Origin of the sequence: Streptacidiphilus sp. ASG 303, assembly GCF_020991365.1 — a bacterium.
Taxonomy (GTDB): domain Bacteria; phylum Actinomycetota; class Actinomycetes; order Streptomycetales; family Streptomycetaceae; genus Peterkaempfera.
Window position 1 is genome coordinate 32,611 of record NZ_JAJLRA010000001.1, and the last position, 16,706, is coordinate 49,316.

Genomic DNA, 16,706 nt, shown 5'->3' on the forward strand with positions numbered 1-16,706 from the left:
AGGCCCGGAGCCGGGGCCCGGAGCCGGATCCCGAGCCGGGCCCGGGGCAGGGCCCGGCGGGCGCCCCCGGGCCGGGCCCGCCGGGCGGCGGGAGCGGCGCGCAGGTGCCCGGCACGGGCGGGACGGCACAGGCGGGACGGCACGGGGACGGACAGCCCGCACCGGGTGCGCCGGCCCGGGGACGGCCCCGGGCCGGCCGGGGCCCTCACGGGTGCCGGGGAGCGGGTCCGGGCGGCCAGGCCGGACCCGGCGGACCGGCCGGGCCCGGCGGGCTCAGCCCCGGGCGAGGGCGGCCCGGGCGGCGTCCAGGGCGGCCTGCCGGTCCTCGGGGACCAGCCCGATGCGGGTGCGCCGGTCCAGCAGGTCGGACTCGTCCAGCGCGCCCTCGTGCCGCACCGCCCAGACGAGTTCCGCGAGCGTCGCGGGGTGGCCGGGGGCGGCCGGTTCGCGCAGGGCCGGGTCGGCGGCGCCGAGGGCGTGGACGGCGGGCGCCTCGGTGCCGTACAGGTCCACCAGGCGGCGCGGGGCGTCCAGCGCGGCGAGGACGCCGGCCGGGGCGGCCCCGACGAGGGGGGTGCGGGCCGTGCGGCAGGGGCCGGCGGCGAGGCCGCGGGCGGCCACGGCGGCGTCGACGGCGTCCTCGGCCATCCGCCGGTAGGTGGTGAGCTTTCCGCCGACGACGGTGACGACGCCGTCGGCGGAGGTGAGCACGGCGTGCCGCCGGGAGAGGTCGGCGGTGCTCCCCCCGGCGCCGGTGTCGAGGAGCGGCCGCAGGCCGGCGAAGGCGCCGGCCACGTCGGAGCGGTGCAGCGGGACGTCCAGGGCGGAGCCGAGGACGTCGAGGAGGAAGCCGATGTCGCTCTCGGGCGCCTCGGGGACGTCCGGTACGGGCCCGTCGACCGGCTCGTCGGTGAGGCCCGCGTAGACGCGTCCGTCGGCCTGCGGCAGGACGAGCACGAAGCGGTTCGACTCACCCGGGACCGGGATGTGCATCCCGGCGGCGGGGACGCCGGACCCGACGGGCCCGCCGGACCCGCCGAGGAGCCCCGGGCGCAGCACCAGGTGGGTGCCGCGCGAGGGGCGCAGGCGCACGTCGCCGGTGAGGCCGCCCGCCCACACGCCCGCCGCGTTGACCACCGCCCGGGCCCGGATCCGCAGCTCCTCCCCCGTCAGCCCGTCGCGGACGAGCGCGCCGTCGCCGCCGAGCTCCAGGGCGCGGACCCGGGTGAGGATCCGCGCCCCGTGGGCGGCGGCGGTGCGGGCGAGGGCGGTCACCAGGCGGGCGTCGTCGGTGAGCCGCCCGTCCCAGGAGAGCAGGCCGCCGCGCAGGCCGTACGGGCGCAGCGCGGGCGCGAGCCGGAGGGTCTCCACGGCGGACAGGCGCCGGGGGGCGGGGAGGGTGGCGCGGGCGGTGCGGGCGGAGGCCCGCAGCAGGTCGCCGGCGTGCAGTCCGGCCAGGGCGAGGGCGCCCTGGCGGCGGGGGACGAGGGGGGTGAGGGGCAGGACGAAGGGCTGGGCGCGGACCAGGTGGGGGGCGGTGCGCTCCATGAGGACGCCGCGTTCCACCGCGCTCTCGCGGGCGACGCCGAGCTGTCCGGAGGCGAGGTAGCGCAGGCCGCCGTGGACGAGCTTGGAGCTCCAGCGGGAGGTGCCGAAGGCCAGGTCGTGGGCGTCCACGGCGGCGACCGTGAGCCCGCGGGCGGCGGCGTCGAGGGCGGCCCCGGCGCCGGTGGCGCCCAGGCCGACGACGAGCACGTCGACGCGTTCGCCCGCGGCGAGGGCCGCGAGCTCGCGCTCCCGGCGGGCGGCGTTGAGGGAGGGGTCCCCGGCCGCGGACGGGCGGGACGGCCGGGAGGGCGCGTGCCGCCGGGAGGGCGCGGACGGCCGGGAGGGCGCGGACGGCCGGGGGTGGCCGGGTGCGGCCGGGGTGGCGCCGGGGTTCGCGTCGCGGGTCACGGGGCGAGGGTCCTCTCCAGGATGTGCCGCAGCTCGTCGAGGAGGGCGTCCTCCGCGAGCTCGGGGTCGGCGTCGTCGGCCATGGTCCGCAGGGAGAGCGTGAAGGACTGCAGGACGAGGAGCAGCGCGCGGGCCTGGCGGGCGGCGGACCCGGGGCGCACCGTGCCGTCGGCGTGCCCGGCGCGCAGCGCCTCGTCGAGGAGGGCGAGCAGGGCGTCCTGGCTGGCGCCGCGGCGGTCGAGGACGTAGGGCAGCAGGAGTTCGGGGTCGACGTCGAGGATCTTGCGGAAGAGGGGGTGGGCGCGGAAGGCGCGGACCCCCTCGACCAGGCCGTCGACCAGCGCCCCGCGGACGGGGCGGGTGCCGCCGGGGTCGGGGGCGGCCGCGACGGCGACGGCGGTCCACTCACGGGTCATCAGGTCGCCGACGAGGGTGCGGACGTCGGGCCAGCGGCGGTAGAGGGTCATCCGGGAGACCCCGGCGCGGCGGGCCACGTCGGTGAGGGTCGTGCGCCGGACGCCGACGGCCAGGACGCAGTCGCGGGCCGCGTCGAGCACGGCGTCGTCGCCCGAGCGGTTGTGACGGTTGAGCGTCATGTGTCACAGTGTAACGCACCAGGACGGACCGGCGAGGGAGAGGGGCTCCGGTGGGCACTCCGGCGGGCACTCCGGCAGGCGCGGACACTCCGGCGGGCCCGGGCCCGCACGCGGACCCGGGCGCGGACCCGGGCGCGGACGGACCGGCGGGCACCGGCCCCCGGGACTCCCGGGGGCGGCGGGGCGGCCACGCGGGCGACCCGCCCGCCATGGCCTGGAACGGCTGGGGCGACCCCTCCCGGGCCGCGCCGCTGCCCGACGCCGCCGTCGGCCTGCTGCGGGACCTCCTCGGCGTGCGGCCCGCCGCCGCTCCCCCGCTGCCGCTCGACGGGGTCGCCGTCGCCCCGACCCGGCTGACCGGCGAGGCCCTGGAGGCGTTCGCGCGGGCGGCGGGCGGCGCGGAGCACGTCCGCACGGACGACGAGAGCCGCATCCGGCACACCCGCGGCCGGTCCACCCCCGACCTGCTGCGCATCCGCCGCGGCGACACCGCCGACGCGCCGGACGCGGTGGTGCTCCCCGGCGGCCACGACGAGGTGCTCGCCGTGCTGCGCGCCTGCACCGCCCTCGGCGTCGCCGCCGTCCCGTTCGGCGGGGGCACCTCCGTGGTCGGCGGCCTGGCCCCGCGGACGGCCGGCCCCTTCGTCGCGGTCGACCTGAGGCGGCTGGACCGGCTGGTCTCCCTCGACCCGGTCTCGCGGACCGCCGTCCTGGAGGGCGGGCTGCGCGCCCCCGCGGCGGAGGCCCTGCTGAACGCGGAGGGCTTCACCCTCGGCCACTTCCCGCAGTCCTTCGAGTGGGCGAGCATCGGCGGCTTCGCGGCCGCCCGCTCCAGCGGCCAGGCGTCCGCCGGCTACGGCCGGTTCGACGAGATGGTCGTGGGCCTGACCGTCGCCACGCCCCGCGGCACGCTGGAGCTCGGCCGGGCGCCGCGCTCGGCCGCCGGACCGGACCTGCGGCAGCTCGTCCTCGGCTCCGAGGGGGCGTTCGGCGTCGTCACCTCGGTGCGGGTGCAGGTGCGGCCCGTCCCGGAGGCGCGGCTGTACGAGGGGTGGCGGTTCGCCTCCTTCGCGGCCGGCACCGCCGCCCTGCGCCGCCTGGCGCAGGACGGGCCGCGGCCCACCGTGCTGCGGCTGTCCGACGAGGCCGAGACGGCGGTGGGCCTGGCGGAGCCGGACGCGGTGGGCGGCGGCGGCGCGGCCCCCGGCGGCTGCCTGGCGGTCCTCGGGTACGAGGGCACCGCGCAGGAGGCCGCCCGGCGGCGGGCGGAGGCCGCCGAGGTGCTGCGGGCCTGCGGCGGCGAGCCGCTCGGCGAGGGGCCCGGGCGCGGCTGGGAGCACGGCCGGTACGCGGCGCCCTACCTGCGCGACGCGCTGCTGGACGCCGGGGCGTTCGCCGAGACCCTGGAGACCGCCGGGTTCTGGGCCGGGCTGCCCGCCCTGTACGACGCCGTGCGCACCGCCCTCACCACGGCCCTCGCCGGCGCCGGGACCCCGCCGCTGGTGATGTGCCACGTCTCGCACGTGTACCCGGCGGGCGCCTCGCTGTACTTCACCGTCGTCTCGGCCCAGGGGGCGGACGACCCGGTCGCCCACTGGGCGCCGGCCAAGCGCGCCGCGTGCGACGCGATCGCGGCGGCGGGCGGCACCATCAGCCACCACCACGGCGTGGGGACCGACCACCTCGCCTGGTACGCGGAGGAGGTGGGGCCGCTCGGCGTCGAGGTGCTGCGGGCGGTGAAGGACCGGCTGGACCCCGCCGGGATCCTCAACCCGGGCGTCCTCGTACCCTCCTCCTGACCCGCCGCCCGCCGACCCGCGGGCCGCACGCCCGCGGGCCGCCCGCCCGCCGCGGACCGCCCGCCCGCCGCGGACCGCCCGCCCGCCGCGGACCGCCCGCCCGCCGCGGACCGCCCGCCGACCCGCCGCCCGCCCGTCACCCGCCCAGGAGGCGCCGCCCATGCGACCGTTCACCGCCGTCGTCAACCCCGCCGCGGGAGGCTCCGCGGGGGCGTCCGTCCTGCTCCCGCTGGCCGGGCTGCTGCGGGCGGCCGGGGCGGAGGTGGAGACGGAGTACAGCCGCGGCCTGGACCACGCCCGCGAGGTCGCCCGGCGGGCCGCGGAGCGGGGCCGGACCGTCCTCGCGGTCGGCGGCGACGGGATGGCGGGCTGCGTCGGGGGCGCCCTCGCGGGCACCGGCGCGGTGCTCGGCCTCGTCCCGGCGGGGCGGGGCAACGACTTCGCCCGCGGGCTCGGCCTGCCGTCCGACCCGGCGGCGCTGGCGGAGCTGCTGCTGCACGGGGAGCCCCGGCGGGTGGACGCGGTCGGGGTGGAGTCCGCAGTCCACCGGGGGACGGCCGTGCTGGGCAGCGTGTACGCGGGCGTCGACGCGCTGGCCAACCGGTACGCCAACGAGTCCCGGCTGCTGGGCGGCGCGGCGTCGTACTACGCGGGCGCGCTGCGGGCGGTGCTCGGCTGGCGGCCGGCCGGCTACCGGATCACCGTGGACGGGCAGGTCCACGAGCGGCGCTGCTGGACGGTGGTGGCGGCCAACTCGGCGTTCTACGGCTTCGGCCGCCGCATCGCCCCCGACGCCCGGCTCGACGACGGGCTGCTGGACGTCGTGGTGGTCCGGGACGTGCCCCGGCGCCTCTTCTTCGCCGTGATGAACGAGCTCGCGTCGGGCACCCACGTGCGCCGCCCCGAGGTGGAGGTGCTGCGCGGCCGCGAGGTCCGCATCGAGGCCGACCGCCCGGTGCCGTACGGCGCCGACGGCGAGGTGGAGGCCGCACTGCCCGTCACCGTCCGCGCCCTGCCGGGGGCGCTGGCCGTCCTGGCGTGACGGCCGGGACGGTGCCGCGGCCGCGTGGTGGCCGCGCCGCGACCATGCAGTGACCGCTCCGCGGCCGGTGCGGCCGCGGAGCGCGGCGCGGGGCGCACAGGTGAAGGCCCTGCTCGCCCGGAGCCGCGGTGACGTGCCGCGCAGCCTTCCGCGGCGGGCCGGGGGCACCCGTCGGCGGCTTTGAGCGTCCCGCCCTCCCCGCGGCGGCCTCCGGCCGTGGCCCGGACGGCGCGAGCCGGGCCCTGCCACCTCGGAAAAGGCCCGGCATCCGTATGCGGCCCGACCCGCCCTCCTCAGCGGAGCCGCCTCGGCTGTCCGGGTCGCCCCTTCCCTGCCGGGACCGGCGGACGACTGGTCCCGTTTGACAGGCGGACCCCTCCGGCCCATTATGTGAGTGAGCGCTCACACGCTTTGGAGGAATGATGAGTGTGATCAGGACGGCGGGGCTCACCCGCCGTTTCGGCGGGGTCACGGCCCTGGAGGATCTGACGCTGGAGCTGCCCCGGGCGGGGGTGATCGGCCTGGTGGGCCCGAACGGGTCGGGCAAGTCGACCCTCATCCGCATGCTGCTCGGGCTGATCTCCCCGACGTCGGGAACGGCCGAGGTGCTGGACGAGCCGATCAGCGCACCGGGCCGCTACCTGGACCGGGTCGGAGCCCTGGTGGAGAACCCGGCGTTCGTCCCCGGCCTGTCGGCCCGCGCGAACCTCATGTCGCTGGCCCGGCTCCGGGGCCTGCCCCCGTCGCGGGTGGACGAGGTGCTCCGGACCGTCGGCCTCACCGGACGGGACACCGAGCCCGTCAAGCGCTTCTCCCTGGGCATGAAGCAGCGCCTGGGCATCGCCGCGGCGCTGCTGCCGGACCCGGAACTGCTGATCCTGGACGAGCCCACCAACGGGCTCGACCCCTCGGGCATCGTGGAGATCCGCGGGCTTCTCGCGGATCTGGCCCGAGCAGGGCGGACCGTCATCGTCTCCTCCCACCTCCTCGCCGAGATCGAGACCGTCTGCGACTTCCTGGTCGTCGTCCGCTTCGGCCGCCTGGTCTACTCCGGCCCCGTCACCGACCTGCTCGCCCGCACGGGGCAGCGGATCGAGATCGCGGCGGAGCACCCACAGGACACCTCGTCCCTGCACGCGCTGCTGTCGGCCGACGGCTGGCAGGTCGAGCAGGTCTCCGAGGGGCGGCTCAGCGTCGCCGCCGACGAACGCCGCGGCGCCGAGCTCAACCGGAGCGCCGCCCGCGGCGGCATCACCCTCAGGTCGATGACCCCGGTCCGCGGCAGCCTGGAGGAGATCTTCCTCGAGATGACCGGCAGCAGCGACCAGGACCTCACGGCAGCCCGCGCCGCGGCTGCGGAACGGAAGGCGTCATGATCAACGCAGTGCGCAGCGAGCTCCTGCGGACCCGCCGCAAGGGCATCGTGCTGGGCTGGTCCGGCCTGACGGTCCTCTTCACCGTCATGATCAACATGGTCATGGCGCAGGTGGTCGGCTCCTCCTCCACCGGGCCCACGGCGGGCCCCGGGGTCTCCTTCCCGACACTCGGCCAGTGGCAGGCGGCCGACGGCATCACCGCAGGACTGTCCTCGGCCGCGGGCATGTACGGAGTGGTCGCCCTGTCGTTCTGGGCGATCGTGACGGCCGGCGACTACAGCAGCGGCCTGATCCGGCTGACCGCCTCCGCCCAGCCCGACCGCGTCCGGCTCCTGCTGGGCAAGGCCGGGGCGCTGGCCCTGTGGACGGCCGCCGTCACCACGGTGGCGCTCGTCGCCGACCTGGTCATCGCCCCCGTGGCCGCACAGAGCGCGGACATCGACGTCTCCGCCTGGGGCCGGGACATCGTGCCGACCCTGGCAGGCGCGTGGTTCAACCTGTTCGCCACCCTGCTCGTCTGGGGCGTCATCGGACTGGCGCTGGCCCTGGTCACCCGCTCCGCGGCCGTCTCCATCTCCGTCGGCGTCGGCTACGTCCTGGTCGTCGAAGCGGTCGTCACCGCCGCCCTCGACGCCATCGCCGACTGGACTCCCGGAGCCACCCTCGGCGCACTCGCCCGGGGCGGCACCGCCGACATCCCCTACGGCACCGCCCTGGCCCTCGGCGCCCTCTACACCCTTCTAGGCTTGGGCGTCGCGCTCACCGTGTTCAGGCGCCGCGACATCACCGACTGACCGCAGCCCGCCACTCACCTCGAAGGGGAACGCGCCATGGCCTCCCGCGGCACCGCCACACGGACGAAGCTCGTCGACACCACCATCCGGCTCGTCGGCGAACTCGGCTACGCGAAGACCACGACCCGGGCCATCGCCCAGGCCGCCGGCGTCGCGGAAGGCACCCTCTACCGGCACTTCCCCGACAAGGCCGCCCTCTTCGCCGAAGCCGTGCTGCAGCAGAACCAGCACGTCGTCGACTGGATCGAAACCCTGCCCGCACGCGCCGGAACCGCCACCGTCAAGGCCAACCTCACCGACTGCCTCACCCACCTCGCCGCTCTGCGCGCCGACATCCTCCCCCTCGAACTGGCCGTCCTCACCGACCCCGAACTCGCCCGCGTCGCCCCGCCCCCCGGCGCCCTGCCGGGCCCCCCGGGACGGCTCGCCGAGTACCTGCGCGCCGAACAGGGCCTCGGCCGCCTGCGCGCCGACGCCGACCCCGAGCACAGCGCCGTCGTCCTGCTCGCCCTGCTGTTCGGCATGGCCATGAACCCGCCCGGGCCGCCCGACCGGCACGCCCCCACCGCGCTGCCCGGCATCGCCGACGCGGTGGACATCGTCCTCAAAGGCCTGGAACCGCGCACACCGTGAAGCCGGCCGCCCGGCCCTCGGCCGGGACACGGCTCCGACGACGTGCTGCGCACCGCGCGGCAGTCCCGGACGGACCGTCAGCCGCCGGCGCGCCGGGCGGGCAGTCCCTCCGCACCGAGGGCGCGGGCGCGGACGACGAAGGGCCGGGAGGCGACGGTGACGGCGACGGAGGCCGCGGCGACGGCGGCGATCGCCGTACCGGGTGCGAGGTGCTGGGCGAGGCCGCCGGCGATCGCGGCGCCGAGGCCCTGCCAGGCCATCCGCCCGGCGGACTCGACACCCTGGACCTGGCCCCGGACCGGGGCGCCGGTCAGGTCGAGGAGCCGCTCCTGCAGGGGCAGGGTGGCGGAGAAGCCGGTACCGGCGGCGAACACCGCGGCCGCCGCGGCCGGGACCGGCGGGTGGGCCGCGAACAGCAGGTAGGGGGCCGCGAGCAGCAGCCGCAGCGGGAACGCGCAGCGGCGGCGCCGGTCGGCGGTGAGCAGCCGGCCGACGGCCAGGTCCCCGAGCAGCATCCCCGCCGATCCGGCGGCCAGGAGCACGCCGGCGTGGCCCGGGTCGTAGGGGAGGAGCAGGGCCTCGCAGCCGACGACCAGGCCGTTGGGGACCCACAGGTTCAGCAGGAGCGCCCGCGGGCCGGGCCGGGAGAGGAGCGCGGTGTTCGCCGTCCAGGTCTGCCGCAGCCCGGGGCGGCGGTCGAGCCGGACCGGTCGCTCGCGGACGGTGGCCGCCAGCACGAGCGGCCCGGGTCCGCCGAGGACCGCGGCGGCCAGGAAGAGCCCCTGCGGGCCCAGGTGCCGCAGCAGCAGGGCGCCGAGCGCGTAGCCGAGGACGGCGGTGCCGCCCGAGGTGATGTTCATCAGGGAGCGTGCGGGCGCGTAGGCGGAGGCCGGCAGGGCCTCGGCGAGCAGTCCCATCCGCGTGCCGGTCCCCAGGGACTGGAAGAACCCGAGCACCAGCAGCAGCCCGAACCGGGCGGCGAGCGGCAGCCCGGGGACCGCCTGCGCGGCGGCGCCCGCCAGCGCGACGCACTGGAGCGCGACGAGGGTGCGGCGGGGGCGGCCCCCGTCCGCGACCGACATCAGCGTCAGCGCGCCGAGCACCGTCGCGAACGTGGCGCCGTACATGCTCACGGCCGTCAGGAACGGCGAGCGGGTCCGGTGGTCCACGAGGGTGCCGAGCGCGAGGCCCGACAGGGTGCTCGCGGCGACCGTCGACGTGAAGGAGGCGTACAGGCCGGCGAACTCGCGGTTGCGGAGCAGGTCGAGGTAGCCGGTGGTGGCGGGCGCGGAGGGAGCGGGGGGAGCCGATGGGTCGGAGGTCATGAAAAAAGCCTCCGGGCGCACGGACGGGCCGGGCCGAAGGCTGACGTGTCCATTCTAGCAGCCGGCCCCCGGGGGCCGGCCCGGAACCGCCCGGCCCCGGCCGGGACCGCGACCGGGGCCGACGGACCGTCAGACCTCCAGCGGCGGCCCGAAGCGGACGGGCACGCCCGGCGAGTACAGGACGCTCGCGGGCGGGCCGTCGGGCCGGGGCAGGCCGCAGGCGGCGATCAGGTCCTCGTCGCACTCCAGCAGCCGGGCCCGGTGCAGCGGCCACTCGGGGTGGCGGTTGGGCAGGTAGCGGGTGCGGCCGTACCAGTCGGTGTGCAGGCCCCAGCGGGCGGTGAGGAAGGTCTCCAGCGGCCCGGGCCGCCCGATCCGCTCCCCCACCGCGACGCGGACCCGGGCCGACGCGCCGCCGCCGATGCGGCGGCTGGTCCACGCCACCTCGCCGCCGCCGGTCTCCAGCCGCATGGACGCCCAGCGGTACGGCAGCCGGAAGACGAGCTGCGCGACGGCCACCGGGAGCAGCCGGGTGCAGTCCAGGGTGCGGAAGACCACCCCGCGGCGCCCGCGGCGGTCGACGCTGTAGAGGCGGACGTTGATCTCGCCGAAGGTGCCGAGCAGGGGGACGGGCGGGCCGCCGCCGAAGCCCAGCCGCTCCATGCGGAACGGCACCAGGCCGACGTACGTCACCCCGTCGAGCACGTCCGGGCGGGTGCCCGGGGGCAGCAGCGGCGCGACGGCTTGCGGCTCCACCGGCCAGTGCACGAAGACCAGGTGGCGCCACCACTGGGTGAGGAGCGTGCGGCGCAGCCCGCGCGGCGGGAGCGCGGTGACCGGTTCGGGGGGCGGCGGCGCGCCGGGGGCCGGCGGCCGGGGCGGGGCCGTCACGACACGGCCTCCCGGGACTCCTCGGCGAGGCGCAGGTACTCCTCGGCGAGCCGGTCGGCCATGGCGGTGATCGAGTAGTCGCGGCGCACGGTCCGCCGGCCCTCCTCGGCCAGGGCCCGCAGCCGCGCCGCGGGCAGGGCGAGCAGGTCCTCCAGGCCGTCGGCGAGCGTCCGCACGGAGGACGTGTCCAGCAGCCAGCCGTTGGCGCCGTGGCGCAGGTAGTGGGGCACGCCGCCGCGCAGCGGCCCGGCGGCCGCGAGCCCGGCGTCCATGGCCTCCAGGACGGCCAGGCCGAACTCCTCCTTGGCGCTGGGGCAGACGTACACGGCCGGGGCGGGGCGTGCGGGCGAGGCGAGGGCCCGTTCCAGCAGCCGCACCGAGCGGTTGGGCAGGGCGGGCAGCAGGGCGCAGCGGCGGCGGGCGCCGGGGACGGCCTCGAGGAGGTCGGCGATCCGCCGCCGCATCGCGGACTCGGCCTCGGAGGGGCGCTCGGCGGCGCCGCCGACGAGGACGAGCGCGGTGCGGCGGTGCAGGCCGGCGGCGAGCCACGCCTCGACCAGCAGGTGCTGCTGCTTGACGGGGTGCAGGCGCCCGACGCTGAGCAGCAGCGGCAGGCCGCGGGCCTGCGGGTCCAGGCACTCGGGGGCGAGGCCGCCCGCGTACAGGCGGGCCAGCAGGGTGCGCTGCTCCTCGGCGTCGCCGGGGGCGGGGCGGTGCGGGGCGATGCCCTCGGGGGGCGAGGCCGGGAGGCGTCCGCGGTGGCCGTCGGCGAGCTGCGGGAAGTACCGCAGCAGCTCCTCGGGGCCGCCGGCGCGGCCCCCTATGCCGACGACGGCGTCGGCGCGCTCCACGAGCCGGTCGGCGGCGAAGACCCGGTGCAGGTCCTGGCGGAGGGCCGCGGCGGCCTGCGGGTCGGAGTCCGCGGCGCGGCCGTGGCGGGCGGCGAGGAAGCGGTGCGGGTCGGGGGTGGCGGTGAAGACGACGCGGCTGCCGAGGCGGCGGGCGGCCTCGGCGACGGCGAGCGAGCCGTCGTCGGCGTACCGGACGTGCACCACGTCGGGGACGGCCCCGGCCAGGCCGAGGAGCTGCTCGGCCCACCAGGCGAGCGCGGCCCGGTGCTCGGGCATGGCCTCCTGGACGAGCGGCCCGTCGGTGTCGACGGGCAGCCGCAGCACCCGGTGGCCGGGCTCGGCGGCGGTCCGCAGCAGGACGGGGTCGGCGGCGAGGGCGGTCCGGTCGGCGGCCACCAGGGTCAGGGCCAGGCCGATGCCGGGGGTGCGGGCGAGGGTGTCCCCGAGGGAGGAGAGCAGCACGCTGAGGCCGCCGCTGAGGCCCTGACCGGGCGTGTCGAGGCGGCCGAGCAGCATGGACTGGGCGACCACGGCCCCGCCGGCGGGCGGCGGCGCGGCGGGCAGGGCCGTGCGCAGGGCGGACCCGGGCGCGCCGGGGCGGGCCGCGCGGCGGCACGCGGCGGCGGCGAGCAGCAGCCGCTCGTACGGGTCGTCCTCGTGGAGGGCCGGGTCGGGGAGGTGGGCGGCTCCGGCGGGCAGGCCGGAGAGGTAGCGCCACACGGCGTGGCGCAGCGCCCGGTCGGCGGGCGTACCGCCCTGCGCGGGGGCGAGCAGCCGGGCCTCGGCGGGGCCGAGGGGCCGCAGGCGCCAGGCGTCGGCCAGGTCGAGGGCCTCGGCCGCGCCGGGGCCGGGGCCGGCCAGGAGGCGGCGGCGCAGGGCCGCGGCGCCGGCGTGGGAGCCGTGCGCGGCGAGGGCGGCGGGCCACGCCTCGGCGGCGGCGGTGCGCAGCGGGGGCGGTCCCTGGAGGTGGGCGGCGAGCTCGGCGGGGTGCAGGGGCCGCCGGGTGCGGCAGGCGCGGCGCACGCGCGCGGCGGCGGCGTCGTCGGAGGCGTCCGGCGTGTCGCGGGGGTCCTCCGGGGCCTCGTACTCGGGGCGGGCCAGGCGCAGCAGCGGCCCCTCGCACCCGTCCGCCCGGCGGGGGGCGGGGGCGGCCGCGGGCCGGTAGAAGCGGGCGCGCAGTGCGGCCAGCGGGTCCGGGTCGGCGGCCGGCGCGGGGGCCGGGCGCGCGGGCGCCGGGAGGCGGCCGGGCGGGACGGGCCGGACGGCGGCGGCGGATGCGTCGGGCACGGCGGCTCCCGGGGAGGTGGGGTGAGGGGCTGCATCCGGTCTTCTTTCCGTCGGGGTCGGGCGGATGCACGCGGCGCGGCGGGGAATGTCACAGCGCGGGGTGCGCGGCGCGGACGGCGGCGGGCCGTAGCATGCCGACTCCCGTCGGAGGCCCCTGCCGGCGGTTCCGGCCGGGCGCCGGTCCCCGGTTCCGGTGGGCGCCGGTCCCCGCCGGGGCCTCCGGCCCCCGCCCCCGGTGCCGTGGCCGGTGCCGTCATCCGTCCCGTCAGCGCCCGAGGAGGCCGCCGGTGCCGAAGGTCGTCGTGGTCAGTCCCCCGTTCCGGTCCCACGCCCAGCCGCTGGCGGTGCTGGCGGCCGCCCTGCGGGCGGCGGGGGCGGAGGCGGTGTTCGCCTGCGCGCCGGGCTTCGAGGCCCTGGCGGAGGAGGCGGGGGCGGGGTTCGCGCCGCTGACGGTGACGCGGAACGCCAACACCGGGATCGCCGAGACGACGCGGCAGGGGGCGGGCGAGGCGGCGCGGCTGGCGGAGTTCCTGGAGGCGACGCGGGCGGGCGCGGTGCCGGCGCTGCTCACCCAGGCCCGCCACCGGCGGGCGGACATGCTGGCGGACCCGGCCGGGGTGCGCGCGGCGCTGGCGGGGCTGGACGCCCGGCTGCGGCCCGACTGGTACGTGGTGGACCAGCTGAGCTACCCGGTGACGCTCGCCCTGCACTGCCTGGGCCTGCGGTACGCGACCTTCTGCCCGGGGCACCCCGGGTACATCCCGACCGGTCCGGACGCGTACTTCGGCGTCCCGGCGGCGTGGCCGCGGGCGGTGCGGCCGCCGGCGGAGGAGCTGGCGGCGCTGACGGCCGCCGCACGGGGGAACGACGCGGCGTTCACCGCGCTCTTCGCCGAGGAGGCGGCCCGCGCGGCGCCGGACCGCCCGGCCCCGGGCCGGGCGTTCGCCCTGGCCTCGCCGGAGGCGGTGCTGTACAACTACCCGCCGCTGCCGTGGCTGCCCGAGCCGCCGAAGGGGCCCGAGGCCCTGTACCTGGGCCACTGCAGCACGGCCGGGGAGGCGGCGCCCGCGCTGCCCGGGGACTGGCGGGCGGAGGCGGACCGGCTGCGGGCGGGCGGGCGGCACCTGGTGCTGGTGGCGCTCGGGACCTTCCTGTCGGCGCGCGACGACGTGCTGCGGACGGTCGTGGAGGGTGTGCTGCGGCACTGTCCGCAGGCGGCGGTGGTCGCGGCGGCGGGGGGCAGGACGGCGTCCCTCGCAGACCTCGCCGCACCGGGCGGCGCCGGTGAGGGGCGGCTGGCGGTCGCGCCGGAGGTGCCGCAGCGGGCGCTGCTGCCGCTGGCCGACGCGATGGTGCACCACGGCGGCAACAACTCCTTCACCGAGTGCCTGTACGCGGGGGTGCCGGCGCTGGTCCTGCCGTTCTCCAGCGACCAGTTCGCCATCGCCCACGATGCGGAGCGGGCGGGCGCCGGGGTCTGCCTGGACCCGAACGCGCTGACGCCGGAGGCGGCGGGACGGGCCGTGGCCGGGCTGCTGGCGGCACCTCCGGCGGGCCTGTCGGCGCTGGGCGCGGCGGTGCGGGGGCGCGGGCCCGCCTGGGCGGCGCCGCGGCTGCTGGCGGCCATGGGGGCGCCGCGGGGCTGACGCCGGGCCGGCACGGCACGGCCGGGGCACGGCCGGGGCCACGCCGTGCCGCGGGCCGGCCGCGCCGGGGATGCCGCCCGCGGGGCTCCCCGATTCACACCCCTGCGCGCATCCGAGGGGGACGATCCGGGCGAATCAACCTGGGGAGGGGGTGCGCGGGCGGTCTGCCTGCTCCGTCCGCGCCATCGGGGCCCCGGCCACCGGGGCCCGCAGCGGGACGGCCGGGCCGGCGGAAGGAGGCGGAGATGTGGTGGTGGCGGACGGCGGCATGCGTGGACAAGGACCCCGACCTGTTCTTCCCGGTGGGGAGCGCCGGGCCCGCCCTGGTCCAACTGGCCGAGGCGAAGGCCGTGTGCGCCGGCTGCCCCGTGGCCCGGGACTGCCTGGAGTGGGCCCTGCGGACCGGGCAGGAGGACGGCGTGTGGGGCGGCATGACGGCGGATGAGCGGCGCGGCCTGCGCAACCGGCGGCTGCGCAGGCTGACGGGCCGGACCGTGGCGGCGGAGCACGTGGGGACGGGCCGCGGGGAGCCTGCGCCGTGACCGGCGGTGCGGGCCGCGGTGCGGCGTCCGGCGGCGCGGCGGGCGGCGGCCGTGCGGCGTCCGGCGGCGCGCCGGGCGGGCCCGCACCGGCGGGCGGCCCGCCGCAGGACCCGGACGGGGGCGGGAAGGGGGCGCACGTCAGGGGCGGTACGGGTGCCCGGGGGCTGATCGGCCCTCGCCCGCGGCGGCAGAGCAGCGGGCGAGGGCCTGGAGCGGACGGCCGGTGTGACGCCGAAGCCGTCGCTCGTCACCGGGTATTCGGCGCGGGGTGTGCGTTCGGATGCACTGCGTTCCACCCGCGCCCGCCCCGCACACGTCCGGCTCCGTGTGCCGGACCGGCTCCGGAGGGCACGGGCCGGGGACCGCACGCGGAGCCGGTACCAGCGGCGGACGGCCCCCTCCCGGCAGCGGCGGACGCGTCAGCGCGCCCGGTCCGGCCGGGGGCCGCGCGCCTGCAGGGCGGGGGCGGGTGCGGCGGCGGTGAGGACGGCGGCGCGGGCGGCGCGCTCCCGGGCCTCCTGCTCGCGCGACACGCGGTCCGGGTGGCGGCTGCGCCAGTAGGGGTTGTCGTGGGGCAGCCCGCCGCTGACCCTCCCGTACATGCCGAAGGTGGCGATCAGCAGGCCCATGACGAAGCTGAAGAGCACGTTCGGCATGCGGAAGGCGAGGATGTTGGCGGAGCTGTCCAGGACGGCGAGGTTCGCGAAGCCGCTGAGGACGAAGGCGCCGCCGACCGCCATGTTGAGGGTGGAGGCGGTGTTGCCGCCGACCGCCGCGCCGGCGACCAGGGCGCAGCCGACGACGACGGAGACCAGGCTGAGCAGGCCGTTGGTCGACATGCCCATGAGGGGCGAGCCCTGGGTGTCGAAGAAGGAGAGGTGGTCGGCGAATCCGAGCGAACCGAAGACGAGCAGGACGACGCCGCTCGCCCCGGCGCCGTACCGGTAGACGGTGGCGAGCCGGTGGTCGACGGGCATCTCGTCGCGGAGTTTCATGGCACCTCCTCGGGGGGCGGGCCGTCCGGCCCGCGTCCCCACGGTCGGTCGGCTGCGGCGGGAGGGCAACTTGCGTCGTTCGCGCGTCGGATCGTGCTCACGCGCCGGAGCGGACGGCCTCCTCCGCGAGGCGCCGCCGCAGCCGCATCAGGCCCCGCCGGGCGTGGCTCTTGACGGTGCCCAGGGGCAGGCCGGTGCGCTCGGCTATCTGCGTGTGGGTCAGGTCGCCCCAGTAGGCGAGCACCAGGACGGTCCGCTCCGCGGGCGGCAGGAGGGCGAGCTCCCCGTCGATGAGGACACGGTCCACGACGCCCTCGACGCGGGGGCCCTCGGCGGCCCAGGACGCGGCCAGGGCGGCGGCCCGGGCCTGCCGGTCCCGTCGCGCCCGCGCGGCCTGCACGTCGGCGATCTTCTTGCGGGTGATGCCGATCAGCCAGGACTGCAGGCTGCCGCGGTCCGGACGGTAGCCGGCGCGTCCGCGCCAGGCGGCGACGAAGACGAGCTGGGTGACGTCGTCCGCGTCGGAGGGGTCCCCGAGGGCGCGCAGGGCGACGGCGCGGACGACGGGGGACCAGAGCCGGTAGGCGGCCTTGAGCCACCAGTCGTCGCCGTCGGGGCAGCCGTCGGAGGCGTCGTCCCCGCACAGGCCGGGGCAGCACGGGTCCGCACAGCAGAGGTGGCCGCAGCAGGGGTCGGCGCCGCAGAGGTCGGCGCTGCAGGGGTCGTGTACGTGCCGGTCGGGTCCGTGCGGGTCGGCCCGGGACCCGCCGGGCGCGTACCGGTCCTCCTCCCGCAGGTCGCCGCCGGGCGCGCCCGCCGCGCAGGCGCTCGCGGCGTCCCCCTGGATGCGGACCCCCTGTGCCAGGTCCGGCGTCGCCGTGGTGGCGAGGTCGCACGGTGCCATCGGTGGCGCTCCTTGCCGCGGCCCGGTCGGCTGGAGTCCGGCGGCCGCCTCCGGGCACGGCAGGACCGC

At 78.9% G+C, this 16,706-nt stretch carries 14 protein-coding genes; 7 read left to right on the plus strand and 7 right to left on the minus strand.

The features are described from left to right. Window positions 1-273: 273 nt before the first annotated feature. Window positions 274-1,956 carry a glycerol-3-phosphate dehydrogenase/oxidase gene (locus LO771_RS00160; RefSeq protein WP_230647010.1) on the minus strand — a complete coding sequence of 561 codons (1,683 nt, stop codon included), beginning with the start codon at window positions 1,954-1,956 and terminating at the stop codon, window positions 274-276. After that, entirely contained in the window at window positions 1,953-2,552 is a 600-nt protein-coding gene (locus LO771_RS00165) for a TetR/AcrR family transcriptional regulator (RefSeq protein WP_230647012.1), read from the minus strand. The genes LO771_RS00160 and LO771_RS00165 overlap by 4 nt, the downstream gene beginning before the upstream one ends. 209 nt (window positions 2,553-2,761) lie before the next feature. Between LO771_RS00165 and LO771_RS00170 the strand changes: the two genes are divergently transcribed. The 5 genes from LO771_RS00170 (at window position 2,762) to LO771_RS00190 (ending at window position 8,196) form a co-directional block, all read left to right on the plus strand. Further along, complete coding sequence (locus LO771_RS00170; RefSeq protein ID WP_230647014.1) at window positions 2,762-4,351, plus strand: FAD-binding oxidoreductase; 1,590 nt, start codon at window positions 2,762-2,764, stop codon at window positions 4,349-4,351. A gap of 160 nt (window positions 4,352-4,511) precedes the next feature. Then, complete coding sequence (locus LO771_RS00175) at window positions 4,512-5,393, plus strand: diacylglycerol kinase family protein (protein WP_230647016.1); 882 nt, start codon at window positions 4,512-4,514, stop codon at window positions 5,391-5,393. 419 nt (window positions 5,394-5,812) lie between these two features. Beyond that, a complete protein-coding gene (locus LO771_RS00180) occupies window positions 5,813-6,769 on the plus strand; it encodes an ABC transporter ATP-binding protein (RefSeq protein ID WP_230647018.1) in 957 nt (318 codons plus the stop codon). Next, window positions 6,766-7,563 carry a hypothetical protein gene (locus LO771_RS00185; protein ID WP_230647020.1) on the plus strand — a complete coding sequence of 266 codons (798 nt, stop codon included), beginning with the start codon at window positions 6,766-6,768 and terminating at the stop codon, window positions 7,561-7,563. Before LO771_RS00180 ends, LO771_RS00185 begins: the two co-directional genes overlap by 4 nt. A gap of 36 nt (window positions 7,564-7,599) precedes the next feature. Further along, window positions 7,600-8,196, plus strand: coding sequence for a TetR/AcrR family transcriptional regulator (locus tag LO771_RS00190; protein WP_230647022.1), 597 nt, complete (start codon window positions 7,600-7,602; stop codon window positions 8,194-8,196). 77 nt (window positions 8,197-8,273) lie between these two features. Here LO771_RS00190 and LO771_RS00195 read toward each other — a convergent pair whose 3' ends face one another. From LO771_RS00195 to LO771_RS31195, 3 genes are all read right to left on the minus strand, one after another. Beyond that, window positions 8,274-9,521, minus strand: a complete 1,248-nt coding sequence (locus LO771_RS00195; protein ID WP_230647024.1) for a hypothetical protein — start codon at window positions 9,519-9,521, stop codon at window positions 8,274-8,276. 129 nt (window positions 9,522-9,650) lie between these two features. Continuing rightward, window positions 9,651-10,412, minus strand: coding sequence for a YqjF family protein (locus LO771_RS00200; RefSeq protein ID WP_374228015.1), 762 nt, complete (start codon window positions 10,410-10,412; stop codon window positions 9,651-9,653). After that, window positions 10,409-12,550, minus strand: a complete 2,142-nt coding sequence (locus LO771_RS31195; RefSeq protein WP_230647026.1) for a glycosyltransferase family 4 protein — start codon at window positions 12,548-12,550, stop codon at window positions 10,409-10,411. Before LO771_RS31195 ends, LO771_RS00200 begins: the two co-directional genes overlap by 4 nt. Before the next feature lie 287 nt (window positions 12,551-12,837). On the opposite strand from LO771_RS31195, the gene LO771_RS00210 reads away from it, so the two are divergent. Both LO771_RS00210 and LO771_RS00215 read left to right on the plus strand, forming a co-directional pair. After that, window positions 12,838-14,196, plus strand: a complete 1,359-nt coding sequence (locus tag LO771_RS00210; RefSeq protein WP_230647028.1) for a glycosyltransferase — start codon at window positions 12,838-12,840, stop codon at window positions 14,194-14,196. Between the two features lie 245 nt (window positions 14,197-14,441). Next, window positions 14,442-14,738, plus strand: a complete 297-nt coding sequence (locus LO771_RS00215) for a WhiB family transcriptional regulator (RefSeq protein WP_230647030.1) — start codon at window positions 14,442-14,444, stop codon at window positions 14,736-14,738. Between the two features lie 419 nt (window positions 14,739-15,157). Here LO771_RS00215 and LO771_RS00220 read toward each other — a convergent pair whose 3' ends face one another. Both LO771_RS00220 and LO771_RS00225 read right to left on the minus strand, forming a co-directional pair. Continuing rightward, window positions 15,158-15,733 carry a DUF4383 domain-containing protein gene (locus LO771_RS00220; protein ID WP_230647031.1) on the minus strand — a complete coding sequence of 192 codons (576 nt, stop codon included), beginning with the start codon at window positions 15,731-15,733 and terminating at the stop codon, window positions 15,158-15,160. 97 nt (window positions 15,734-15,830) lie between these two features. Continuing rightward, entirely contained in the window at window positions 15,831-16,637 is an 807-nt protein-coding gene (locus LO771_RS00225) for an RNA polymerase sigma factor (protein ID WP_230647033.1), read from the minus strand. Window positions 16,638-16,706: the final 69 nt, after the last annotated feature.